This window comes from Micromonospora sp. WMMD1102 (assembly GCF_029626265.1).
Lineage (GTDB): Bacteria > Actinomycetota > Actinomycetes > Mycobacteriales > Micromonosporaceae > Plantactinospora.
On record NZ_JARUBN010000001.1, the window covers coordinates 1,353,755 to 1,376,443 of the forward strand.

Genomic DNA, 22,689 nt, shown 5'->3' on the forward strand with positions numbered 1-22,689 from the left:
GGGGCCCGGAGGCGTGGCCCGGGGACCGTGGGTCGAGCGCCGAGGGTCGAGGGTCGAGGGCCGGGCGCTGGGATCGGGACGCTTCGCGCCCGGCCGGGGACTATCCGCCGGGGAGACTGTCGAGCTGGGTGCACAGGCGGGGCACCGTGGCTGGCTGGGTGCAGGCGGGGCACCGTGGCTGGCTGGGCGCACAGGCGGGGCAGCTCGACAGTCTCCAGATCGGGGTACCGCCGTCCGCCGTCGAGGTGGCCCGCTCCGGGATCCGGCAGGCGGCCAGGGGGGTGCGGGACTACGCCGGGTAGGGCAGGGTATGGAGATCGGTCGGGCGCGCACCGGGGAGGCACACCATGGCGAACTCGGAAGTACCGGTCGTGGTCGGGCTCGACAACGGCGGTAACAGCAACAACGCCACCGTGCTGGACGCGACCGGGCGGTTCCTGGTCGACCAGTTGGTCGAGACCCCGTGCCGGGTGCTGGAGGGGCCGGACGCGGCGGTCGAGGCGCTCGCGGCGGCGATGGAGCAGGTACTGGCGCGTACCGGCACCGGGCGGGAGCAGGTCCGGGCGGTCGGGTTGGACACCCCGGGGCCGGCCAGTGCGACCGGGGTCATCTCGTCGAAGGGCTCGACGAACTTCTCCCAGCCGGGCTGGCGCGGATTCGACATCCGGGGCGCCCTGGAACGCCGGCTCGGCGTTCCGGTGGTCTACCACAACGACGGCAACGCGGCCGCGCTCTACGCCCACCACTCGTACTTCGCTGCCGAGGCGGCACGGCGTTCCTCGGTCTCCGCGATCGTCGGGACCGGGCTCGGCGGTGGCGTGGTCGTCGACGGGCGGGTGGTGACCGGCACCGCCGGGATGGCCGGCGAACTCGGCCACGTGCACATCCCGATGTTCGGCCTGCTCGCCGAGGGCCAGCCGGTGCCGGTCTGCAACTGCGGGTTCGTCGGGGACGTGGAGAGCGTCGCCTCGCTGACCGGCATCCGGCGCAACCTGCTGCCGTACTGGCTGGGCCGGTACGCCGGGCACCCGCTCGCCGAACTCGACCCGGTCGGCGCCGCCAGGCAGGTCCGGTCGTACGGGGTGGACGGCGACCCGATGGCGCTGCGGATCTTCGAGCAGCAGGCGATGGCGCTGGGCCGGCTCTTCACCATCGTCGCCAACTTCACCGACCCGGACGGGTACTTCGTCGGGGGTGGCGTGGTGGAGGCGACGCCGGACTTCCGGAACTGGTTCCTGGCCACCGTACGGGAGCACACCACGCTCCGCACCGAGCAGGCCGAACGGGCCCGGTTCGCGCTGGTACCGGATCTCGACATGGCCGGGGCCCGGGGCGCCGCCATCGCCGCGCTGAAGCTGCTGGACGGAGCCGCCGCTCCGACGGTGGGGTAACCGGGAGAGCCGGCGGTAGGGGAGACCCCACCCTGACCGGCTCAGGGTCGCAGAACCCCGGGATCGCTCCGGGATCACGCCGGATTCGCCACTACGCCGGCGCGACGACGCTGGTCACATGATGGCCAGATCCCTGACCCAGCCGTGGACCGCCGCCCGACCGCTGACCCTGGTCGCCGCCCTCGGCATCGTCGCGACGGCGACTCTGGGCGTCGCGGCACACCTCGCCCCCGACCCCGGGATGAGTCCGCTGTCGCTCACGATCAGCGACTACGCGGTGTCGAACAACGGCTGGCCGATGAACCTCGCGATCCTGGTCCTCGGCGTCACCTCGCTGGCCGTACCGCTGGCGTTGCGGGCCGCCCGGGTCGAGGTGGGACGCCTCGCCGAGGCGCTGCTGCTGGTCTGGTGCCTCGGGCTGATCAGCTCGGCGCTGGTCCCGACCGACCCGCTCGGGGCGGCCGAGCTGAGTACCCGGGGCTACCTGCACCGCTACGTCTCGGTGGCTGCCTTCGTCGCGCTGCCGATCGCGACGCTGGTGGCGGTCCGGCGGCTTGCCGCCGACGCGCGCTGGCGGGACGCCGTACGCCCACTGCGGGTGCTGGCCGGAACCAGCGTGCTCGCCCTGCTCGCGCTCTACTACGTCGCTTTTCCCGGTGGACGGGTGATGATGGGCCTGGTCGAGCGGATCCTGGTACTCGTCGAGATGGCGCTGCTCGCGGTCCTGGTCGTCCGGCTGCACCGGGTCACCGGCGACCGTGCCAACCGCTGACCGTGCCACCGCCACGCCCCCCGCCCGCCGGCCCGGACCGGCGGACAGGGGGCGTGGGGCACCGGAGCTGGGCGGACCGAGCCGTGCCGGGGGGACGCAGCCCGGTGACCGCCGCCTCCCCCGAGGTCAGGGGAGAGTGGGGGAGGTGGGCAGCGCGGTGGTGAATGCGGTCCAGGCGGCCGGCGCGAAGAGCAGCACCGGTCCGGTGGTGTCCTTGGAGTCGCGGACGGCCACCGCGTCGTCGGTGGCCCCGGCGACCAGGGCGAACTCGACACAGGCGCCCTGGTCTCCACTGTGGCTGCTCTTGCGCCAGGGGGCCCTGCCGAGCAGGTCGGTCGTCTCCGGTGACATCTCACAGTCCTTTCAGGAGGCGGTAGATGGTGTCGCGGCTTTCCGCCGGACTCAGCGCCACTGCGCGCAGGTGTTCCATGATCTTCGAGCAGGTCCGCAGGTCGTCCGGCCGGTCGAGGATCAGTTGACCGGCGACCGTCTCCACCGAGGCGAGGATCGGGTCCTCCGGGTCGGCGAACTCGAGGATGTGCAGCGAACCACGGGTGCCCCGGTGGTAACCGGCCTTCAGCGGGATGACCTGGATGGTCACGTTCGGCAGCTCGGACATCTTGAGCAGGCTCCTCAGCTGGGCCGCCATCACCGCCTCGCCGCCGACCGGGCGCAGTAGCGCGCCTTCGTCGACGATGGCGTCGAAGATCGGCGGGTTCGTCTCCTTCAGCCGTTCCTGCCGGCCGATCCGGATCTGCACCCGCTGCTCCACCTCCTCGTCACCGAGGGTGTGCGGGCCGCCGCGCATGATCGCCCTGATGTACTCCGTGGTCTGGAGCAGACCCGGGACGACCGAGGGCTCGAAGTTGGCGATCGCGGTGGCCTCGGCCTCGACGGCGATGAAGTCGATCGTCCGGCGGTCCAGGATGTACGAGTACGAGACCCACCAGCCTGGCTTACGGGCCTCCTTGGCGAGCCGCACCATCTCCTCCAGCTCGCTCTCCGGCCGCCGGTAGAGGGTGAGCAGGGCGCGTACCGAGGCCGGGCTGACCATCGTCTGCGCGTTCTCGTAGCGGGAGAGCGTACTGCGGGTGCTGTTGATCTCGTCGGCCGCCTGTTCGAGGGTGAGGCCGGCCGCCTCCCGGGCATGGCGCAGCGCGATGCCGAGACGGCGGGCGCGGAACGACTTCGGAGCCATGCATCGATCCTGTCACATGTAATCGGGAATGTGTGCATGAGAGAAGCTACGTGAGAGTTGCATTCACGCGTTCACAACTGGCAATCTGTCATCACGTCCTCACCGCCGGTGGTCGTGTCGACGGTGGCTGTGGGTGACCGAAGGGGAATGAGGCGCACGGCGATCGGACCTTCCCGTACCCGATCGCCGTGTCCCTCCCGCCGGCAACGCGGACCTGGAGGTGACAGATGACCCCGTGCTGGCCGGAGCGGTCGCGGTGACCCGGTTCCTCGTGGTGCTCACCGACGTACGGCCGTTGGGCAACCAGGGCCGGGACGAGCGGATCGAGCCGGAACGGCGCCGCCAGGTCGTCGGTGCCACCAGCCGGGAGGCGGCCGACCGGATCGCCACCGCGTTCGCGGCACTCGGCATGGTGCGGGCCGGACGGCAGCGGGTCAAGGTGCTCGCGATCGGCCGGCGACGCTCCCTGACCGGCTGACCGGCTGACCGGCTGGCGGGGTCGGCCGGGGTGCCCGGCGGCGATGCCGGCCCCGGCCGCCGTCAGAGCAGTTTCCGCCGCTTCAGGTAACCGACCAGGTCGTCGTACATGCCGCCCTCGTTGGCGAACATCGCCACGTTGCGGGCGGTGGCGAACCACGGCTTCGTGGAGGGGCGCACGTCCTTCAGCGCCCGGTCGAAGTCGCGCTGCTCGATCATCCGTACCTCGCCGCGCCGGATCGAGTCGGCCATCGCGTACTCGGCGGCCGACTCACACAGGTGGGCCAGGTCGGCACCGGAGAAGTCGTCGGTGGCGGCGACGATCCGGCGTACGTCGATGTTCGCGATCGGCCGGTCCCGCAGGTGGTACTCCAGGATGGAGGAACGGGCCGGCGCGTCCGGCGGGAGGACCAGGACCACCCGGTCGAGCCGGCCGGGCCGGCGCAGTGCCGGGTCGACGTCCCACGGGGTGTTGGTGGCGGCGAGCACGAAGACGCCCTCGTTGTTCCCCTCCACGCCGTCGAGTTCGGCGAGCAGCTGGTTGCCGATCGTCCGCATCCCGCTGGAGGTGACCTTGGAACGCTTGTGCCCGAGCGCGTCGACCTCGTCCAGGAAGAGCACGCACGGTGCGCTCCGCCGGGCGGTCTGGAACAGCTCGTGCAGGTTCCGTTCGGAGTTGCCGATCCACATGTCCAGCACGTCCACGATGGACAACGAGATGAACTTCGCCCCCATCTCACCGGCGATCGCCTTCGCCAGGAACGTCTTGCCGCAACCCGGCGGGCCGTACAGCATCAGGCCGCCGCGCAGGCTCTTGCCGTAGAGCCTGCGCAACTCGGGATTGCGCAGCGGGCCGAGGAAGGCCAGTTCGAGCCGCTCCTTGACCTCGGTCATCCCGCCGACGTCGCCGAGCCGCACTGTGGAGACCTCGACGTCGAACATCCGGTCGGCTTCCCCGGTCACCGGCTCGGGCTCGTCGCCGGCCGGCGAGAAGCGCGGCGGCACCACGTCGGCGAGTTCCTGCTCGTAGGCGGCGAGCGGGTCGTCGCCGGGCCGGCCGGGGGCGCGTGGCGGCGCCGGCCGCGTCGCGTCGGGGGCGGGCGCGTCGGGGGCGGTGTCCGGGGCGGGTGGTGCGGGCGCACCGGGGGCGGGGGCGCCACCGCCGAGGGCCCGCTGCATCAGGGCCTGCGCCTGCGGATCGGCCGGGTTCCGGGCCAGCGCCTGCCCGGCGTGCGCGATCGCCTCGGCGGGACGGCCGGAGTCGAGAAGCAGCCCGGCCAGGTGGAGCCGGAGCGGGACGTCCTCCGGATGCGCGTTGACCGCCGCGGTCAGGCTGTCGATGACGGAATCGGAACTCACAAGACGAGCAGCCTAGACCCCCTGGGCGGCCGCGGCGACACACCTGCAACTTCGGTCTCGGCGGCATCTCCGGCGCCGGTAGATCACCGGTTACCCGCTGTGCTCGACACGCTCACTCCGGTGGAGGTTTGCCGGGGGTGAAAAGGGGTGTGGACCCGGGACTTGGCCACGCAGAGTAGGGTCACCCGGTGAGCGTACGAGCAGTGCCGGCGGGGCCGATCGGATCGGACGGCTCGACCGGGGCGAACCGGCTCGAATCGGCGCACCGCCTCGACCCGCTCGATCAGCTCTCGTGACGCGAACGATCAGCGGTGACGCGAAACGAAAGGTGACCGGAGTGACCACCCCAGGCAAGACCCGCGTGGCCATCGTCTTCGGCGGTCGCAGCACGGAGCACGCGATCTCCTGCGTCAGCGCCGGCAGCATCCTCGGCGCCCTCGACCCGGACGAGTACGACGTCGTGCCGGTGGGGATCACCCGGGCCGGCCAGTGGGTGCTCACCGACGGCGACCCGGCCCGGTTCGCCATCACCGACCGGCAACTGCCGGAGATCACCGCGGCGGCCGGCTCCACCGTGGTGCTGCCGGCCGACCCGACCGGGGACGGCCTGATGGTGCTGGACCCCGCACAGGGTCCCCAGGCACTCGCCGGCGTCGACGTCGTCTTCCCGGCCCTGCACGGCGCGTACGGCGAGGACGGCACCATCCAGGGGCTGCTGGAGATGGCCGGCATCCCGTACGTCGGTGCGAACGTCTTCGCCTCGGCGGCGGCCATGGACAAGGAGTTCACCAAGAAGCTGGCGGTCGCCGAGGGCATCCCGGTCGGGCCGTACGTGGTGCTGCGCAGCGGGGTCAGCCTGACCGAGGAGGACAAGGAACGGCTCGGGCTGCCGGTCTTCGTCAAGCCGTCCCGGGCGGGTTCGTCGGTCGGGATCACGAAGGTCTCCGACTGGGCGGATCTCGACGACGCGGTCGCGCTGGCCCGGCAGATCGACCCGAAGGTGCTGGTCGAGGCGGCGATCATCGGCCGGGAGATCGAGTGCGGGGTGCTGGAGGCCGAGGCGGGTGGCGGCCCGGAGGCGTCGCTGCTGGCCGAGATCCGGGTGGCCGAGCACGAGTTCTACGACTTCGAGGCGAAGTACCTCGACGCCAGCGACTTCGACATCCCGGCCGTCCTGCCGGACCGGGTGACCAGGCAGGTGCAGGAGTACGCCTGCCGTACGTTCACCGCGCTGGACTGCGCCGGGCTGGCCCGGGTCGACTTCTTCGTCACGCCGGAGTTGGACGTCTATCTCAACGAGATCAACACCATGCCCGGGTTCACGCCCACCTCGATGTTCCCGCAGATGTGGGCGGCGACCGGGCTGGAGTACCCCAAACTGGTCAACCGGCTGATCCGGACCGCGCTGCGTCGAGGCACCGGTCTGCATTGACAGTCGTCTGCCCGCCGCCCGTCCGGGGGTGGTCCGTCGGGTCCCGGCCCGAGCGTTCTGCGCGGGCCGGTGCCCGTCAGCCCTCGGCGCAGCCGCCCGGTATCTCCGGCACCGACGGCACCGAGGCGACCAGGGACTCCGAGACCGGAGCCGCCCACTGCACCGTCTGCTCCTGCCCGGCCGGCACGCTGAGCCGGACCGGCACCTCACGGTCCACAGTGGTCAACACCAGCCCGCCGTCCCGGTGCTCGGCGAGCCAGCAGACCTTGTTCACCACCCACAGGTCGGGTACGTCCGGCACGTCCGGCACGGCCACCCCGCAGGCGACGGTCACGGCCGGGTCGCCCCACGCGGCGTTCTGCTCCGGACCGGCGCTGACCGGGCGCTGGCCGGCGCTGCGGAGGGTGGCGGGCAGCCGGGACAGCAGGGCGCGGCAGACCGTGGCCGGCCGCTCGGCCAGTGCGGGCGCGGCCATCCGCACCGGCGTGCCGGGCTGCGGTGCCGCCGAGGTCGGCGTCGGGGCGGGCGGCCGCACCGGATCGGGATTGAGCTGGCCGAAGACCAGTACCGCGACGAGCGCCGTCAACGGCAGGGCGACCACCGTCGCCCAGAGCGCCGCCTGGCGGGTGGTCCGGTCCGGCGCGTCCGGCCGGTCGGACCTGGTGCTCCGGGTCACCTACAACCGGACCACGGAGCAGGTGAGCGTACGGGTGATGCCGGGCACCAGCTGCACCTTGCTGACGATCATCTTGCCCAGCTCGTCGACGGTGTGTGCCTCGGTCAGCACGACCACGTCGTACGGGCCGGTGACGGCGTCGACGCGGACGACTCCGGGAATATCCGAGATGTGCGCGGCCACGTCACGTGCCCTTCCGACCTCGGTCTGGATGAGGATGTACGCCTGGACCACTACCCGCCTCCCGTCCGCCGCCGAGCGGCTAGACCGTGAAAATACCGTACGGAGCAGGTCGGATCCCGATCGGTGGTCGGAGGAGACACGATGAGCGATCGAAGCGGCCGACCCGGCGCGGGTGCCGTGCCGGGTCCGGAGGTACCCGGAGACCGGCGACCCGGACCGGAGACGAACCTGGCCGCCCCGGCCGCCGAGCCCGCCCGGAGGTCGGTGTGAGCGTCGCGCGGGCCGGCGAGTTCGGGCTGATCGCCCGGGTGACCGCCCGGCTCGGCACCGGACACGCCACGCTGCTCGGCCCCGGCGACGACGCGGCGCTGGTGCACGCCCCCGACGGCCGGGTGGTGGCCTCCACCGACGTACTCGTCGAGGGGCGGCACTTCCGCCGGGACTGGGCGGGTGCGGTGGACATCGGGCACCGGGCGGCGGCGGCGAACCTGGCCGACGTGGCGGCGATGGGTGCGGTGCCGACCGCGCTGCTCGTCGCGCTCTGCATGCCGCCCGACCTGGAGGTGCGGTGGGCGGAGGAGCTGGCCGACGGTCTGGCGGCGGAGGCGGCCCGGGTCGGGGCGAGCGTGGTCGGCGGGGACATGTCGGCCAGTCCCACCCTGACCATCGCGGTGACCGCCCTCGGCGACCTCAACGGCCAGCCCCCGGTGCTGCGCGGCGGGGCGCGGGCCGGCGACGTCGTGGCGCTCGCCGGCCGGCTCGGCTACGCCGCCGCCGGCTACACCGTGCTGTCCCGCGGGTTCCGCACCCCGAAGGTACTGGTCGAGGCGTACCGGCGGCCGGAGGTGCCGTATCCGGCCGGTCCGGCGGCGGCCCGGTTCGGTGCCACCGCCATGATCGACGTCTCGGACGGGCTGCTCAACGACCTCGGGCACGTGGCGACGGCCAGCCGGGTCGGCATCGACCTGCTCGGCGGCGCGTTCGAGGTGCCGGAGCAGATGCGGGACGCGGCACACGCGCTCGGGGTGGACCCGCTGGCCTGGGTGCTCGGCGGTGGTGACGACCACGCGCTGGTGGCGACGTTCCCGGAGGACCAGCCGCTGCCGGGCGGCTTCCGGCTGATCGGTCACGTGGTGCACGGGGCCGGGGTGACCGTGGACGGGCGGGCGTACAAGGGCTCGGGCGGCTGGGAGCACTTCCGCTGACCGGCCCGGTTCGGGACCCGGCCCGCGCCCGGTCGGGTCCGAGGGGTGGTCGGTAAGGGGGGCGGGTGCGGGGTCGTACCCTTCACCGCGTGATTGAGCTGGACATCCGGGTCGTTCCCTACGACTCCCCGGTCGCGCAGCAGTTGATCGTCTCCGCGCTGGCCGACCTGGCGCGGCGGTACGGCGGCGACGAGGGCGACGAGACTCCGGTGGCGGCGAGCGAGTTCTGCCCGCCCGCCGGGGCGTTCCTGGTGGCGTACCTGGCCGAGGTGCCGGTCGGCTGCGCGGGGTGGCGCACCCACGGCGACACCGGCGAGGTGGCCGAACTCAAGCGGATGTACGTCGCTGCGGAGGCTCGCGGTCGCGGTGTCGCCCGGCGGGTGCTCTCGGCGGTCGAGGACTCCGCCCGGAAGCACGGGCGAAGCCGGCTGATCCTGGAGTGCGGCGACCGGCAGCCCGAGGCGATCGCCCTCTACGAGAGCAGCGGCTACCAGCGGATCCCGGACTTCGGCTACTACCGCGACGCGCCCGGAGTGCTCTCCTTCGGCCGTACCCTCTGAGCACGCCGAAAGCCGTCAACCCTGAGCACGGCGAAAGCCGCCGGAGCGACGTGCTCCGGCGGCTTTCCGTGCTTGCGGTTGCCCAGGCCGTGCTTCGGTTACCAGGCTCAGGCGCGGGTGACCTTGCCCGCCTTGATGCACGAGGTGCAGACCTTGAGCTTGCGGGTCGTGCCGCCACCCGCCGGGGTCCGCACCGACTGGATGTTCGGGTTCCAGCGACGGTTGGTCCGCCGGTGCGAGTGGGACACGTTGTGGCCGAAGCCCGGCCCCTTGCCACAGATGTCGCACACGCTAGCCACGGGATACTCCTGGGAATTGATCGTCGTCAGGTCGCCGGCAGGGTGCTGGCCGGGCAACCTGGCCAGGGTACCCGATGGCCTGCCCGCCCGGCGAATCGGCTCCGCCCGTCCCGGCCGGGCAGCCGGCGCGGCGGCGCGACCGGCAGCGGTGCCAGCGGGGCGTCAGGGTACGCCAGTAGGCTTCTCGCCGTGCTGGAGACCCTCGACGCCGCGGCCCTGCACCGGTGGTGTGCGGGTGGGCTGGCCGCGCTCAAGCGGCACCAGGACGAGATCAACCAGCTGAACGTCTATCCGGTTCCCGACGGCGACACCGGCACCAACCTGGTGCTCACGATGAGCTCCGCCGCGCAGGCACTCCGGATGGAGCGGGAGGATCCGGGCAGCCACCACCGGCCGGCGCACGCCCGGGTGCTCCGGCTGCTGGCCCGGGGCGCGCTGCTCGGGGCCCGCGGCAACTCGGGCGTGATCGTCTCGCAGATCCTGCGCGGCCTGGCCGACGCGCTCGGCGAGACCCCCGAGGTCCGGGGCCGGGCCCTCGCGGCGGCGCTGCGGGTGGCCAGCACGGCGGCCTACGGCGCGGTGGCCGAGCAGGTGGAGGGGACCGTGCTCAGCGTCGTCGACGCCGCGGCGACCGCCGCCGAACGGGCCGACACCGACGATCTGGCGGCGGTGACCCGGGCCGCCGCGACCGCCGCCGACGAGGCGTTGGCGCGTACCCCGGAGCAGTTGCCGGCGCTGGCCCGGGCCGGCGTGGTGGACGCCGGTGGGCGCGGGCTCTGCGTCCTGCTGGACGCGCTGGTCGAGGTGGTCACCGGCGCCGCCCCGGACCGGCCCGGCGCCACTCCCGCACCGCCGCGCCGGCCGCTGGCGGCGGCCCGGGAGACCGGCTCGTCCGAGTACGCCTACGAGGTGCAGTTCCTGCTCGACGCCGACCTCGCGGCGGTACGCCGGCTGCGCGCCGAACTGGCCCGGCTGGGCGACTCGCTGGTGGTGGTCGGGGACGAGGCGGACCCGTCCGGCAGGTCGACCTGGAACGTGCACGTGCACGTCAACGACGTCGGTGCGGCGATCGAGGCCGGTGTGCTGGCCGGCCGGCCGTACCAGATCACGGTCACCCGGTTCGAGGACCATCTCCCCGGGGCAACCCCGGCGGAGCCGGCCGGGGCGGAAGCGCCGGAGCGTGCGGCGGTGGTGGTGGCGTCCGGGCCCGGCCTGGCGGCGATCTTCGAGGCGGAGGGCGCGACCGTACTGGACGGCAACCCGTCGGCCGGCGAGCTGCTCGCGGCGGTCCGGTCCACCGGCGCGTCCCGGGTGGTGGTGCTGCCGAACGACCCGAACACCCAGGCGGTGGCCCGGATCGCGGCCGAGGAGGCGCAGCGGCTCGGGATCTCGGTCAGCGTGGTGCCGACCCGCTCCCCGGTGCAGGCGCTGGCCGCGCTCGCCGTCCGGGACCCGGCCCGCCGGTTCGCCGACGACGTGATCGCGATGGCCGAGGCGGCCGGCGCATGCCGGTACGCCGAGGTCTGCCACGCCGGCCGGGAGGCGCTGACCGTCGCCGGCCGCTGCCAGCCGGGCGACGTGCTGGGGCTGGTGGACGGCGAGGTGCACCTGATCGGCGGCGACCTGGTGCAGACCTGCGCCGCGCTGCTCGACCGGATGCTCGGCGGCGGCGGCGAACTGGTCACCCTGCTGCTCGGCGCCGACGCCCCGGACGAGCTGGCCGAGGTGCTCCGGGCCCACATCGCCCGCCGCTGGCCCTTCGTCGAGGTGCACCACTACTCGGGCGGGCAGCCGTTCTATCCCCTGCTGGTGGGCGTCGAGTGACCCCGCCGGGGAAAGCGGGTGACTCCGATGACAGCGCTCGTGGAGGGCCGATGACAGCGAACGAACCGACCTCGGCCGCGACGGCGGCGACGCCGGTCGGGCTGGAGACGCCGCTGCGCAAGCTGGTCGGGGAGAAGACGGCGAAGGCGCTGGCCGGCCACCTCGGGCTGGAGACGGCCGGCGACCTGCTCTACCACTTCCCCCGCCGCTACGACGAGCGGGGCGAGCACACCGACATCCGTTCCCTGGAGGTCGGCGAGCAGGTCACCGTGCTCGGCCAGGTGCAGCGGACGGCGGTCCGGCCGATGCGCCAGCGCCGGGGAAACCTGCTGGAGGTGACCGTCGGGGACGGCTCCGGCGGCGTACTCACGCTCACCTTCTTCGGCAACCAGGTGTGGCGGGAGCGGGACCTCAGGCCCGGCCGGTGGGGGATGTTCGCCGGCAAGGTCACCGAGTTCCGGGGCAAACGGCAGCTCAACGGCCCGGAGTACGTCCTGCTCGGTGACGGCAGCGGTGGCGGCGACGGCAGCGGTGGCAGCGGCCACGGTGGCCAGCCGGGCGGCGGCGGTGAGCTGGGCGAGGAGATCGAGGAGTTCGCCGGGGCGCTGATCCCGGTCTACCCGGCCGCCGCGGCGGTGCCGACCTGGGTGATCGCCCGCTGTGTCCGGGTGGTCCTGGACACGGTCGCGCCGCCGGACGACCCGCTGCCGGGGACGCTGCGGGCCACCCGCAACCTGGTCGGGCTGGCCACCGCACTGCGCGAGATCCACCGGCCGGCGAGCAAGGAGGAACTGTACCGGGCCCGGCACCGGTTGAAGTGGGACGAGGCGTTCGCCCTGCAACTGACCCTGGTGCAGCGCAAGTACCGGGCGGCGGCCTGGCCGGCCCGGCCCCGGCCGCACCGCGAGGGCGGGCTGCTCACCGCGTTCGACGGGCGGCTGCCGTACGAGCTGACCGACGGGCAGCGCCGGGTCGGCGAGGAGGTCGCGGCCGACCTGGGTACCGCGCACCCGATGCACCGGCTGCTCCAGGGCGAGGTCGGCTCCGGCAAGACCGTCTGCGCGCTGCGCGCGATGCTCCAGGTGGTCGACGCGGGCGGCCAGGCGGCGCTGCTGGCCCCGACCGAGGTACTCGCCGCACAGCACTACCGGGGCATGCTCGACCTGCTCGGCCCGCTCGGCCGGGCCGGCGAGCTGGACGGCGACCCGGAGGGCACCCGGCTGGCCCTGGTCACCGGCTCGCTCGGCGCGGCGGCCCGGCGCAGGGCACTGGAGACCGTCGCGGCCGGGGAGGCCGGCATCGTCGTCGGCACCCACGCCCTGCTCTACGAGGGAGTCGACTTCGCCGACCTCGGGCTGGTGGTGGTGGACGAGCAGCACCGGTTCGGGGTCGAGCAGCGGGACGCGCTGCGGGCCAAGGCCGAGCAGCCGCCGCACGTGCTGGTGATGACCGCGACGCCGATCCCGCGCACCGTGGCGATGACCGTCTACGGCGACCTGGAGATCTCCACCCTCTCCCAGTTGCCGCGCGGCCGGTCGCCGATCGCCTCGCACGTCGTACCGGCGGCGGAGAAGCCGGCGTACCTGGACCGGGCCTGGCGACGGCTGCGCGAGGAGGTGGCCGCCGGGCACCAGGCGTACGTGGTCTGCCCGCGGATCGGCGACCAGGCGGCGACCGCCGAGGAGGTCGGCGCGGTCGGCGAGGACGGTCGGCGCCCCCCGCTGGCGGTGGCCGAGGTGGCACCGCTGCTCGCCGAGGGTCCACTGCACGGCCTGCGGATCGGCGTACTGCACGGGCGGTTGCCGGCCGACGAGAAGGACTCGGTGATGCGGACCTTCGCGGCCGGCGAGCTGGACGTGCTGGTGGCGACCACTGTGATCGAGGTCGGTGTCGACGTACCGAACGCGACCGTGATGGTCGTGCTCGACGCGGACCGGTTCGGCGTCTCCCAACTGCACCAGTTGCGCGGCCGGGTCGGCCGGGGTTCGGCCGCCGGTCTCTGCCTGCTGGTCACCGAGGCCGTCGAGGGTACGCCGGCTCGGGAGCGGCTGGACGCGGTCGCCTCCACCACCGACGGTTTCCGGCTGGCCGAACTCGACCTGGAACAGCGGCGCGAAGGCGACGTACTCGGTGCCACCCAGTCGGGGCGACGCTCGCACCTGCGGCTGTTGTCGCTGCTGCGCGACACGGAGCTGATCCGGGACGCCCGGGTCGAGGCGATCGCCCTGGTGGAGGAGGACCCGGAGCTGGACCGGCATCCGGCACTGGCCGCCTCGGTGGCGGCCCTGGTGGACGAGGAACGCGCCGAGTACCTGGAAAAGGGCTGACCCGGAAGCCGACCGGGTCCGGTGATCTGAAACGCCGAGGGCGCGCCGACCGTTTCCGGTCGACGCGCCCTCGCTGTCACTCAGTCGTGTGCTGAACTGCCTGGTCGCGGTTTCGCGCTCAGGCGGTGAAGGTCACCCGACGGCGGCGGGCCATGATGAACAGGAACACGCCGAGTCCGAGCAGGGCCAGGGCGCCCGCGGCGATGCCGCCAGCGGCCGCACCCGTCACCGGCAGGCCGGGCTCCTCGCCACCGCCACCGCCACCGCAGTTGGCCGGCTTCTCGAAGGTCGCCTCCAGCGGCTCCAGGTCGAGCTCGGGGAAGACGATCGTCGCGGTGGTGGCGTCGCCCGCCTCGAAGGTCACGACGACCGGCTCCTTGTTGCCCGCGGGCACCGACACGGTCTTGGTCTCACCCGCGTAGGTCACCTCGGCCTTGAGCGGGGTGTTGCCCTCCGGGTTCAGCACCCCGACGGCGTAGGTCTCGCAGTCGGCGTGGACCAGGACCTCCGGCAGCTCGCAGTCCTCCGGACGCTGCCAGCCGCCCTTCTTGGTCTCGAAGCCGTCGGCGGTGACGACGATCTCGGCGGCGTGCTCGGCCGGCACCTCGACGGTGTCACCCGCGCCGGCCTCGACCTTGACCTTCTTGACCCACTCACCGGCGGTGATGGTGAACTCGACCGGGTACTTGCTGGTCTTTCCGTCGTTGCTCAGCTTGACCGCGACGCTGCCGTCACAGCTCGACACGAAGTCGGCGGCGGGCTGCTGGCAGGCCTTGGTGCCGCCGTTGTACCAACCGGCCGGACCCTTGGACCGGTTGCCGGGCGCACCCGGGCTGCCGAGCTTCTTGTTGCCGTAGCGCGCGCCGCCCTCGACGATCTCCTTGATGATCTCGGACTCGTCGCCCCAGATCAGGTCGACCTGGGTGTTGCAGTCCGGCACCTCGACCTGAAGATCGATCTTCGTGGTGCCGGCCTTGATGACGTCGGTGTCCTGCGCGAAGAGGTACTGCGGTACGTCGAACTGCGGGCGCGGGGCGAAGTAGGAGACCAGGGTGAAGGGCTGCGATCCCTCACCGCAGAGCGGCAGGTTGCCCTCCAGCTCGACCGTGGCCTTGCCGCCAGGACCGTCGAACGTGTGCTTGAACTGGGCCTTGGCCGCGTCCACACAGACCGGCGGCTGCTCGCCACAGGTCTTGTTGCCGAGGTTGACCTTGCCGTCCTGACTGTCGTTGGTGGTCAGCTCCAGGACGGTCTTGCCGTCCTTGCTCCACTTCATCGACATCCGCATCTTGGCGAAGCCGGTCGTGGTGCCGGGAACCTTCTGCTCGACGGTGATCGAGTCGCCGTCCTTGCCCTTCTTCCGCAGCACCGGCTGCGCGGTGTCGGCGTTGCCGTCCTGGCCGATCCTGGCGAGCACCTTGCCCTCGGCGGTCGTCACGTCCGTGTCGGGGGTGCTCGTGATGCCGAGGATGGTGGCGGTCTTGTCCCGCTCGCTGTGCGAGATGGTCCAGGTGATGACCTTTTCGTTGGACCCCGGCGGGCACACCACCGTGCCCTTGATCTCAGGATGATGGGCGCTCGCTGGGGCGGCCACGGACAGTGCCGCGCCGAGGCCGATGACCACGGCCCCGATGATGGCGAGCGGCCGCCGGAGCGGCAGCTTAGGACGGATCACGCGTGCTCCTGGGAGATGAGGGCGTCAGGGTACGACGTGGGGTGACGAACAGGGGCGCCGTTGGGGGTGGCGCTCGACCTGCGAGAACTGCCTCCCCGACGTCGTAGGCCGGCAGGACGCAGCCGGCACAGCGCACGACCTTAGCGATTGCGGTGGTACAGGAACACCCTTCAGGGTCCTCTAACGATGATGTTGTGAATTTGAGATGATTGATGTACGAGGGGTAGTGAAGCTATCTCCCTCGGTGCGCACGGCGTGCCCGTTCGTCCGGTGCCGATGATCGGAAAGCCGCTGTCGATGATCGGTCAGCTGTCGCCGCCCGGCTGAAGGGTGTCGCCGCGCGCCCGAAGGTTTTCGTGGCCGCCACGTGGTGACCCGGCACGGTTGCCGGGTGGTGGACCAGCGCGGTTGCCACGTGGTGGACCGGCACGGTTGCCGTCTGGTGAACCGGCGCGGGCGGCGGGTCGCGTAGCGTCGCTGTCATGCGGGAGACGTCCATGCCGGGGGTGCCGGGATGACCCGGATCGTGGCGGGAGTGCTCGGTGGTCGCCGGATCGCCGCGCCGCCCGGTGGGCGTACCCGGCCGACCAGTGACCGGGTCCGGGAGGCGCTGTTCAGCGCGATCGAGGCGAGCACCGAACTGGCCGGTGCCCGCTTCCTCGACCTCTACGCCGGATCCGGGGCGGTCGGGCTGGAGGCGCTGTCCCGGGGAGCCGCCCACGTGCTGCTTGTCGAGTCCGACGCCAGGGCCGCCCGGACCATCCGGGAGAACCTCGCCGCGCTGCGCCCGAGCCGGGACGGCCCGACCGACGGCACCGCCCGGCTGGTCACCGGCAGGGTGGCCCAGGTGCTCGGCACCCCGCCCGAGGGTGGGCCGTACGACGTGGTCTTCGCCGACCCGCCGTACGCCGTACCCGATGCGGAGCTGGCGGTGGTCCAGGCCGCGCTGCGCGACCAGGGCTGGCTGGCCCCGGACGCCCTGCTGGTGATCGAGCGGTCCAGTCGGACTCCGGCGGTGGACTGGGTGCAGGGGATCACTGCGCAGCGCAGCCGCCGGTACGGCGAGACCACTCTTTGGTACGGTCGCCGATCGTGAGACGTGCGGTCTGTCCCGGCTCCTTCGATCCGGTCACCAACGGTCACCTCGACATCATCGGCCGGGCGAGCCGGCTCTTCGACGAGGTGATCGTCGGCGTGCTGATCAACGAGTCCAAGCGCGGGCTGTTCACCGTCGACGAGCGGATCGACATGCTCCGCGAGGTGACCGGCTCCTACGGCAACGTCCGGGTGGAGGCGTTCCAGGGCCTGCTCGTCGACTTCTGCCGGGCCCAGCAGGCCGGCGTCGTGGTGCGCGGGCTGCGTGCGGTCAGCGACTTCGACTACGAGTTGCAGATGGCCCAGATGAACATCGGGCTGGCCGGCGTCGAGACCCTCTTCATGCCCACCAGCCCGCTGCACTCGTTCCTCTCGTCGAGCCTGGTCAAGGACGTGGCGAAGTGGGGCGGCGACGTCTCGCCGCACGTGCCGGACGTGGTCCGCGAGCGGCTGCGCGAGCGACTCGTCCGTCCCGGCTCCTGACCGCACCCACCCGGCCGCCCCGTCGAGTGGCGACCCGCGGCCACCGCGCCGCGGGACATCGCCCGGCCACCGCGCCGCAGGACGCGGCCGCCGGAGCCGGGGGCGGCCGGCGCCGCGGTCCAGCTCCGGACCCCCGGCGACGCGCCGGTCCCGGGTCGATCAGCGGCCGGGTACGGACCGCACCGCATCATTGGTTGAGCAGTAATCCGGTCCGACACCCCATCATGTATGTCGACCGAAGCAACGACGGGAGTGAGGTACCGGTGGACCCGCTCGATCGCATAGACGAGATCATCGGCATTGTGGAGACGGCGCGATCCGTCCCGATGTCCCGCAACAACGCCATGGTCGACCGCGCCGAGATGATCGGCGCCCTCGAGGAACTGCGCGTCGAGCTGCCTGTCGAACTGCGCCGGGCGGCGGCGCTGCTCGAAGAGCGCGACAAGATCATGGACGCCGGCAAGCGCGAGGCGGACCGGATCATCAGCGAGGGCGAGGCGGAACACGCCCGGCTGGTCTCGGTGAACGAGATCACCGTCTCCGCCGAGCACGAGGGTGCCCGGATCATCGCGGAGGCCCGGGCCGAGGCACAGCGGCTGCGCGAGGAGGTCGACGACTACGTCGACACCGCGCTGGCCAACTTCGAGCAGTTCCTGACCCGGGCGCTCGCCTCCATCGAGCGGGGGCGGGACAAGATGCACGCGCTGCGCGAGATCGGCACCTTCGTGGGGGAGGAGAACGAGCGCCCGCTGCCGTTCTGAGCGCGGTGTCCGCAAACGGCGGCCCGGCCGCCGCAACCCCGCACGCCGGCGCCGCAACCCGGCACGGCTCAGCGACGGGCGGGACGCCCAGGGGTGGGTCGGGGTAGGTCGGTACCGGCCTCGGCGGGCCCGCCGGGCTCGCCCCGGTTCGACGCTAAGCCCGCTGCTCAGGTAACCTGTTTCGTCGGCCACGCACAGGCCGGAGTCTGACTATGCCCAAGCATCTGCCGACCCACCTCAACCCCAGGTCGCCGCTGGTCCTCGACACGAGGGACCTGCCGCGCCGATCTGGAGTGCTGCGTGCGGTCAGTCGGACGGTGGCGGCACCGGCGGACCTCGGTGTGGAGCTGATCGGCGTGCCGGAGGGCGCGGACCTGAGTCTCGACCTGAGACTCGAGTCGGTGTCCGAGGGCGTACTCGTCTCGGGGACCGTGACCGGTCCGATCGAGGGCGAGTGCGGCCGTTGCCTGCGCCCGATCACGGACTCGTTGACCGTCCCGATCCAGGAGCTGTACGCCTACGAGCACAGCACCACGGACGAGACGACCGACGAGGACGAGGTGGGCCGGATGCAGGGCGATCTGATCGACCTGGAGCCGGCACTGCGGGACGCGGTGGTGCTCGCACTGCCGACCAACCCGGTGTGCCGGGAGGACTGCCCAGGACTGTGCCCCGAGTGTGGGGTGCACTGGGACGAGCTGCCGGCTGAGCACAGCCACCAGCAGGTCGACCCGCGCTGGGCGGGCCTGTCGCAACTGACCCGTCAAGAGGAGTAGGAAGAACCGTGGCCGTCCCCAAGCGCAAGATGTCGCGCAGCAACACCCGGTCCCGCCGGGCGCAGTGGAAGACCACGGCGGTCGCGACCGTGGCCTGCCCGCAGTGCAAGTCGCCGAAGCTGCCGCACGCGGCCTGCAGCGTCTGCGGCACCTACAACGGCCGCCAGGTCATCGAGGTCTGACCCGCTGGAACTCGAGTGACGCCACCGACCTCCGGTCCGGCGGCGCACCCGCCCTGGCGACTGCCCGGTGCACCGGCTCCCGCCGACGCCGACCGACCAACTACGGCCGGCGTTCCCGTGGAGCCGGGCACCGTGCGGATCGCCGTCGACCTCCTCGGCGGGGACGATGCTCCCGCCGTCGTGGTTGACGGCGCTCTGCGGGCGCTCCGCGCCGATCCCGACCTGCGCCTTCTGCTCGTCGGCCCCGCCGAGGTGGCCGACGGGCTGATCGCCGTGCTCAGCCCGGCCGATCGGGACCGGGTAGCCGTGCGGCCGGTCCGCGACGTGGCCGCCACGAACGATGACCCCGCTGCCGTCGTCCGCACCGACAACACCATCCAGGCCGCGGTGGCGGCGGTCGTCTCCGGCGCCGCCGACGCGGTGCTCTCGGCCGGCGCCACCGGTGCGACCGTCACCGCCGCGGTACTCGGCTTCGGCCGCTGGCCCGGCGTACGCCGTCCGGCGCTGGTCGCCACCGTGCCCGCCCTGGACGGCCCGGTCGTACTGCTCGACGTCGGCGGCTCCCTGGAGGCCCGACCGGCCACCCTGGCCCGGCACGCCGTACTCGGTGCGGCCTATGCCGCGGTCACCCACGGGGTGTCGGAGCCCCGGGTCGGGCTGCTCTCGATCGGTACCGAGCCGGGCAAGGGGGACCGGATCCGCCGGGCCGCCGACCCGGTGCTCGCCGGGCAGGCCATGCCGGCCGGTGCCGGCTACGTCGGCCTGGTCGAGGGGTACGACGTGTCGAACGGCCGCCGCGCCGACGTCGTCGTCACCGACGGGTTCACCGGGAACGTCCTGCTGAAGGGGATCGAGGGCGCGTACGCGATGGCCGGCGGCCCGCCCGAGCGCGGCGGAGCGCCCCGGGCCGCCGCCCTGCTCGGGGTGGCCGGTGCCGTGGTGGTCTGCCACGGTGCGGCCCGGGACGACGACGTCGCCTCCGGTATCGCACTCGCCGCCCACCTGTACCGCCGCCGGACCATCCCGGCGGTGTCCGCGCTGCTCGCCGAGTTCACCGCGACCGCCGGCCGGGCCACCGACACGGAGGTGACCGCGTGAACGGGCCGGCAGGGCGATCCGCCGCCGACAGCGAACTGACCAGCCGGCCGGGGGGCCGGACCAGCCGGCCCCGGGGCCGGATGCGGCACGTGCACCGGTGGGGCGGGGGAGACCGGTACGGCGGGCCAGACGGCGTGCGCGAGCGCGCCGAGCGAATCAGCCAGCCCAGCCGCCCGGGTCGTGGCGGCGGGCGAAGCGAGGAGACGGCATGACCAAGGACAAGCGGCGGCGGCCGCCGATCACGCACCTTGAGGCGGCGTTCGGCGTCGCCATGGACCCCGACCTGCTGGAGCGGGCCCTCACCCACCGGTCGTTCGCATACGAGAACGGCGGCCTGCCGACCAACGAGCGGCTGGAGTTCCTCGGCGACTCGGTGCTGGGCGTGGTGATCACCACCGCCCTGTTCCACAACCACCCGGACCTGCCGGAGGGGCAGCTGGCCAAGTTGCGGGCCAGCGTGGTGAACATGCGGGCGCTGGCCGACGTCGCCCGGCGGCTCGGGCCGGCCGGGCTCGGGCCGTACCTGCTGCTCGGCAAGGGCGAGGAGAGCACCGGAGGGCGGGACAAGGCGAGCATCCTCGCCGACACCCTGGAGGCGCTGCTCGGCGCGATCTACCTCCAGTACGGGCTGGACACCGTCGCCATCGTCATCCACCGGCTCTTCGACCCGCTGATGGCCGAGTCGGCGGGCCGGGGAGCTGCGCTGGACTGGAAGACCAGCCTCCAGGAGCTGACCGCCGCGCTCGGGCTGGGTGTCCCGGAGTACCGGATCGACGAGGCCGGGCCGGACCACGCCAAGACCTTCACCGCCTGGGTGGTGGTGGCCGGGCGCAAGTACGGCGGCGCCGACGGTCGCAGCAAGAAGGAAGCCGAGCAGCGGGCCGCCGAGGCCGCCTGGCGGACCCTCTCCGAGCAGCAGGACGAGCCCACCGCCGGCCCGGCCGCGGTCGCCGGTGCGGGCATCGCCGCCGATCCGGCCGCCGGCCCGGCCACCGACGACACGACGCTGGCAGCCGACGACCCGGGGCTCGCGGTCGAGGGTGCGGGTACGGCCGGCGACCCGGCCGCCAACTGAACGAAGGTGGCACATGCCTGAGCTGCCCGAGGTGGAGACGGTCCGGGAAGGGCTGTCCCGCTGGGTCACGAACCGGCGGATCGCGGCCGTCGAGGTACGCCATCCGCGCGCCGTACGCCGGCACCTGCCCGGAGCCGGGCACTTCGCCGCGGTCCTGGCCGGGCGGACGATCACCGACGCCCGGCGGCGCGGCAAGTACCTGTGGCTGCCGCTGGACAGCGGCGACGCGATCGTCGGGCACCTCGGGATGTCCGGGCAACTGCTGGTCCGGCCGACCGAGGCGGCCGACGAGACCCACCTGCGGATCCGGTTCACCTTCGACGACGGCGGCACCGACCTGCGTTTCGTCGACCAGCGCACCTTCGGCGGCCTGGCGGTCTCGGAAGGCGGCGCCACCCTGCCCGGCGAGATCGCGCACATCGCCCGGGACCCGATGGACCCGGAGTTCTCCGACGCCGGGTTCGTGGTCGCGACCCGGCGACGGCGTACCGAGGTGAAGCGGGCGTTGCTCGACCAGACCCTGATCTCGGGGGTCGGCAACATCTACGCCGACGAGGCGCTGTGGCGGGCCGGCCTGCACGGCGCCCGGCCGACCGAGGCGCTGACCGGCCCGGCGGTCACCCGGCTGCTCGGCCACGTCCGGGACGTGCTCGGCGAGGCGATCCAGCAGGGCGGCACCAGCTTCGACGCGCTCTACGTCAACGTCAACGGCGAGAGCGGCTATTTCGACCGCGAACTGAACGTGTACGGCCGGGAGGGCCTGCCCTGCCGGCGCTGCGGTACGCCGATCCGCCGCGAGGCGTTCATGAACCGGTCGTCGTTCAGCTGTCCCCGCTGCCAGCCCCGGCCCCGGGCCGCCCGCCCGGCCCGCTGACGTCCCCGGCCGGGCGGGCGGGTCGTTACGGCGGGCAGACGTCCCGGCGTACCCCGAGGTCGCGGTCCTTGCGGATCGAGGTGAGGCCGTACCCGACCGACGTGCCGCAGAACTCGTCGGTGGACCCCTGGTACTCGACGTGGAACACCGGCTTGCCGGCCTCGGTGAACGGCACCAGCCGGCCACACTCGGTACGCCGTACGCACTCCTCGTTGACCGCGAAGTCGAAGTACGGCTCCAGCGCCAGTACCTGGTCGATGTCGTTCGTCAGCCCCACGGCGAGTCCGGTCTGCCCGGCGAGGCCGGCGACCCGCCGGTTGAACCCGAGCTGGTCGTCGAAGGTCAGCGGAAATCCGGAGCGGTGCGCGTAGCCGTCCATCCCCACCGGCAGTACGCCGACGAAACCCTTGCCCCGGCAGAGCCGGAACCGGTCGGCGAGTACCGGTGCCAGGGCCGACCACTGCCGGACGTCGAGCCACCGGCCGCGTGGCGTACGGGACGGCTGGCCGGGTGCCCGGGCCGGTGCGCCGAGGACGCCGGCCGGGAACCTTCCCGCGTCGGAGCGGGTCTCCAGGAAGATCCCGACCTCCACGTGGCAGACCAGCCGCCGCCCGTCGGCCCGGAGCCGCCGGGCGGTCTCCAGCGTGGTGTCGAAGCCGTCGAGCACGTACACCTGGGCGTCGACCGTCGGGTCGAGCCGGCCGGTGAGCTGCCACTGCCAGCTCGGGGTCGGACCGCCGGGCCAGGGCGGCACCGGGGCGGACCGGTCCAGCAGCGGGCGGCATCCTCCGGTCGGCAGCAGCAGCGCGACCGCGAGGAACAGTCCGACGCCCCGGCGCAGCCCGGACACCTCATTCCGCAGCGCTGAACACGCCCGCGCACCCCCTCGTACCGGCCAACGAGCCAGCCCGTACGCCGGGCACGGCGGCGCGCGGAAGTGCCCGGCGGCGGTACGCCGGCGCCGCTG

The 22,689-nt window shown here is 73.0% G+C and carries 26 protein-coding genes; 18 read left to right on the forward strand and 8 right to left on the reverse strand.

The annotated features are described in order from the left end of the window. Positions 1-146 precede the first annotated feature (146 nt). The 3 genes from O7626_RS06175 (at position 147) to O7626_RS06185 (ending at position 2,163) form a co-directional block, all read left to right on the forward strand. Positions 147-302, forward strand: coding sequence for a hypothetical protein (locus O7626_RS06175; RefSeq protein WP_278060110.1), 156 nt, complete (start codon positions 147-149; stop codon positions 300-302). Between the two features lie 45 nt (positions 303-347). Beyond that, positions 348-1,391 carry an ROK family protein gene (locus O7626_RS06180; RefSeq protein WP_278060111.1) on the forward strand — a complete coding sequence of 348 codons (1,044 nt, stop codon included), beginning with the start codon at positions 348-350 and terminating at the stop codon, positions 1,389-1,391. 118 nt (positions 1,392-1,509) lie between these two features. Continuing rightward, a complete protein-coding gene (locus tag O7626_RS06185; protein ID WP_278060113.1) occupies positions 1,510-2,163 on the forward strand; it encodes a DUF998 domain-containing protein in 654 nt (217 codons plus the stop codon). A 126-nt stretch (positions 2,164-2,289) separates the two neighbouring features. On the opposite strand, the gene O7626_RS06190 is transcribed toward O7626_RS06185, so the two are convergent. Beyond that, positions 2,290-2,514, reverse strand: a complete 225-nt coding sequence (locus O7626_RS06190) for a DUF397 domain-containing protein (protein WP_278060116.1) — start codon at positions 2,512-2,514, stop codon at positions 2,290-2,292. A gap of 1 nt (position 2,515) precedes the next feature. Then, positions 2,516-3,361, reverse strand: a complete 846-nt coding sequence (locus O7626_RS06195) for a helix-turn-helix transcriptional regulator (RefSeq protein ID WP_278060118.1) — start codon at positions 3,359-3,361, stop codon at positions 2,516-2,518. Positions 3,362-3,617: 256 nt separating this feature from the next. Here O7626_RS06195 and O7626_RS06200 point away from each other — a divergent pair, with 256 nt between their 5' ends. Further along, the gene (locus tag O7626_RS06200) at positions 3,618-3,839 is read left to right on the forward strand and encodes a hypothetical protein (RefSeq protein WP_278066072.1); all 222 of its coding nucleotides are present in this window, start codon (positions 3,618-3,620) and stop codon (positions 3,837-3,839) included. Positions 3,840-3,901: 62 nt separating this feature from the next. On the opposite strand, the gene O7626_RS06205 is transcribed toward O7626_RS06200, so the two are convergent. Further along, a complete protein-coding gene (locus O7626_RS06205) occupies positions 3,902-5,197 on the reverse strand; it encodes an ATP-binding protein (protein ID WP_278060119.1) in 1,296 nt (431 codons plus the stop codon). A gap of 337 nt (positions 5,198-5,534) precedes the next feature. On the opposite strand from O7626_RS06205, the gene O7626_RS06210 reads away from it, so the two are divergent. After that, complete coding sequence (locus O7626_RS06210) at positions 5,535-6,629, forward strand: D-alanine--D-alanine ligase family protein (protein ID WP_278060122.1); 1,095 nt, start codon at positions 5,535-5,537, stop codon at positions 6,627-6,629. 76 nt (positions 6,630-6,705) lie between these two features. Here O7626_RS06210 and O7626_RS06215 read toward each other — a convergent pair whose 3' ends face one another. Together O7626_RS06215 and O7626_RS06220 are read right to left on the reverse strand one after the other, a co-directional pair. Further along, complete coding sequence (locus O7626_RS06215; protein ID WP_278060124.1) at positions 6,706-7,305, reverse strand: DUF3515 family protein; 600 nt, start codon at positions 7,303-7,305, stop codon at positions 6,706-6,708. Continuing rightward, positions 7,306-7,539, reverse strand: coding sequence for an Lrp/AsnC ligand binding domain-containing protein (locus O7626_RS06220; RefSeq protein ID WP_101370271.1), 234 nt, complete (start codon positions 7,537-7,539; stop codon positions 7,306-7,308). Positions 7,540-7,629: 90 nt separating this feature from the next. Here O7626_RS06220 and O7626_RS06225 point away from each other — a divergent pair, with 90 nt between their 5' ends. The 3 genes from O7626_RS06225 to O7626_RS06235 all read left to right on the forward strand — a co-directional run bounded on the left by O7626_RS06225 (position 7,630) and on the right by O7626_RS06235 (position 9,253). Further along, positions 7,630-7,758: a hypothetical protein gene (locus O7626_RS06225; RefSeq protein ID WP_278060130.1), complete on the forward strand. Its 129-nt coding sequence runs from the start codon at positions 7,630-7,632 to the stop codon at positions 7,756-7,758. After that, positions 7,755-8,693 (forward strand): thiamine-phosphate kinase, encoded by a 939-nt coding sequence (locus O7626_RS06230; protein ID WP_278060132.1) that lies wholly within the window; start codon positions 7,755-7,757, stop codon positions 8,691-8,693. The genes O7626_RS06225 and O7626_RS06230 overlap by 4 nt, the downstream gene beginning before the upstream one ends. Before the next feature lie 89 nt (positions 8,694-8,782). Then, complete coding sequence (locus O7626_RS06235) at positions 8,783-9,253, forward strand: GNAT family N-acetyltransferase (RefSeq protein WP_278060135.1); 471 nt, start codon at positions 8,783-8,785, stop codon at positions 9,251-9,253. A gap of 107 nt (positions 9,254-9,360) precedes the next feature. Here O7626_RS06235 and rpmB read toward each other — a convergent pair whose 3' ends face one another. Further along, positions 9,361-9,552, reverse strand: a complete 192-nt coding sequence (rpmB, locus tag O7626_RS06240; protein ID WP_278060137.1) for a 50S ribosomal protein L28 — start codon at positions 9,550-9,552, stop codon at positions 9,361-9,363. Positions 9,553-9,741: 189 nt separating this feature from the next. Here rpmB and O7626_RS06245 point away from each other — a divergent pair, with 189 nt between their 5' ends. Both O7626_RS06245 and recG read left to right on the forward strand, forming a co-directional pair. Beyond that, positions 9,742-11,376: a DAK2 domain-containing protein gene (locus tag O7626_RS06245; protein ID WP_278060139.1), complete on the forward strand. Its 1,635-nt coding sequence runs from the start codon at positions 9,742-9,744 to the stop codon at positions 11,374-11,376. Positions 11,377-11,426: 50 nt separating this feature from the next. Then, positions 11,427-13,703, forward strand: a complete 2,277-nt coding sequence (gene recG / locus O7626_RS06250; RefSeq protein WP_278060141.1) for an ATP-dependent DNA helicase RecG — start codon at positions 11,427-11,429, stop codon at positions 13,701-13,703. A gap of 118 nt (positions 13,704-13,821) precedes the next feature. On the opposite strand, the gene O7626_RS06255 is transcribed toward recG, so the two are convergent. Continuing rightward, a complete protein-coding gene (locus tag O7626_RS06255) occupies positions 13,822-15,378 on the reverse strand; it encodes a cell wall anchor protein (protein WP_278060143.1) in 1,557 nt (518 codons plus the stop codon). A 514-nt stretch (positions 15,379-15,892) separates the two neighbouring features. Here O7626_RS06255 and rsmD point away from each other — a divergent pair. From rsmD to mutM, 8 genes are all read left to right on the forward strand, one after another. Then, positions 15,893-16,474, forward strand: coding sequence for a 16S rRNA (guanine(966)-N(2))-methyltransferase RsmD (rsmD, locus tag O7626_RS06260; protein WP_278060145.1), 582 nt, complete (start codon positions 15,893-15,895; stop codon positions 16,472-16,474). Then, a complete protein-coding gene (coaD, locus tag O7626_RS06265) occupies positions 16,471-16,956 on the forward strand; it encodes a pantetheine-phosphate adenylyltransferase (RefSeq protein WP_278060147.1) in 486 nt (161 codons plus the stop codon). Before rsmD ends, coaD begins: the two co-directional genes overlap by 4 nt. A gap of 263 nt (positions 16,957-17,219) precedes the next feature. Next, positions 17,220-17,717: a hypothetical protein gene (locus O7626_RS06270; protein WP_278060149.1), complete on the forward strand. Its 498-nt coding sequence runs from the start codon at positions 17,220-17,222 to the stop codon at positions 17,715-17,717. Positions 17,718-17,929: 212 nt separating this feature from the next. Beyond that, entirely contained in the window at positions 17,930-18,493 is a 564-nt protein-coding gene (locus O7626_RS06275; RefSeq protein ID WP_278060151.1) for a YceD family protein, read from the forward strand. An 8-nt stretch (positions 18,494-18,501) separates the two neighbouring features. After that, the gene (gene rpmF, locus O7626_RS06280) at positions 18,502-18,675 is read left to right on the forward strand and encodes a 50S ribosomal protein L32 (protein WP_089254967.1); all 174 of its coding nucleotides are present in this window, start codon (positions 18,502-18,504) and stop codon (positions 18,673-18,675) included. Between the two features lie 117 nt (positions 18,676-18,792). Continuing rightward, positions 18,793-19,773 carry a phosphate acyltransferase PlsX gene (locus O7626_RS06285; protein ID WP_278066073.1) on the forward strand — a complete coding sequence of 327 codons (981 nt, stop codon included), beginning with the start codon at positions 18,793-18,795 and terminating at the stop codon, positions 19,771-19,773. A 208-nt stretch (positions 19,774-19,981) separates the two neighbouring features. Further along, complete coding sequence (gene rnc, locus O7626_RS06290) at positions 19,982-20,848, forward strand: ribonuclease III (protein ID WP_278060156.1); 867 nt, start codon at positions 19,982-19,984, stop codon at positions 20,846-20,848. Between the two features lie 13 nt (positions 20,849-20,861). Continuing rightward, positions 20,862-21,722: a bifunctional DNA-formamidopyrimidine glycosylase/DNA-(apurinic or apyrimidinic site) lyase gene (gene mutM / locus O7626_RS06295; protein ID WP_278060158.1), complete on the forward strand. Its 861-nt coding sequence runs from the start codon at positions 20,862-20,864 to the stop codon at positions 21,720-21,722. Positions 21,723-21,747: 25 nt separating this feature from the next. Here mutM and O7626_RS06300 read toward each other — a convergent pair whose 3' ends face one another. Then, positions 21,748-22,572, reverse strand: coding sequence for an endo alpha-1,4 polygalactosaminidase (locus O7626_RS06300; protein ID WP_278060160.1), 825 nt, complete (start codon positions 22,570-22,572; stop codon positions 21,748-21,750). Between the last annotated feature and the right edge of the window lie 117 nt (positions 22,573-22,689).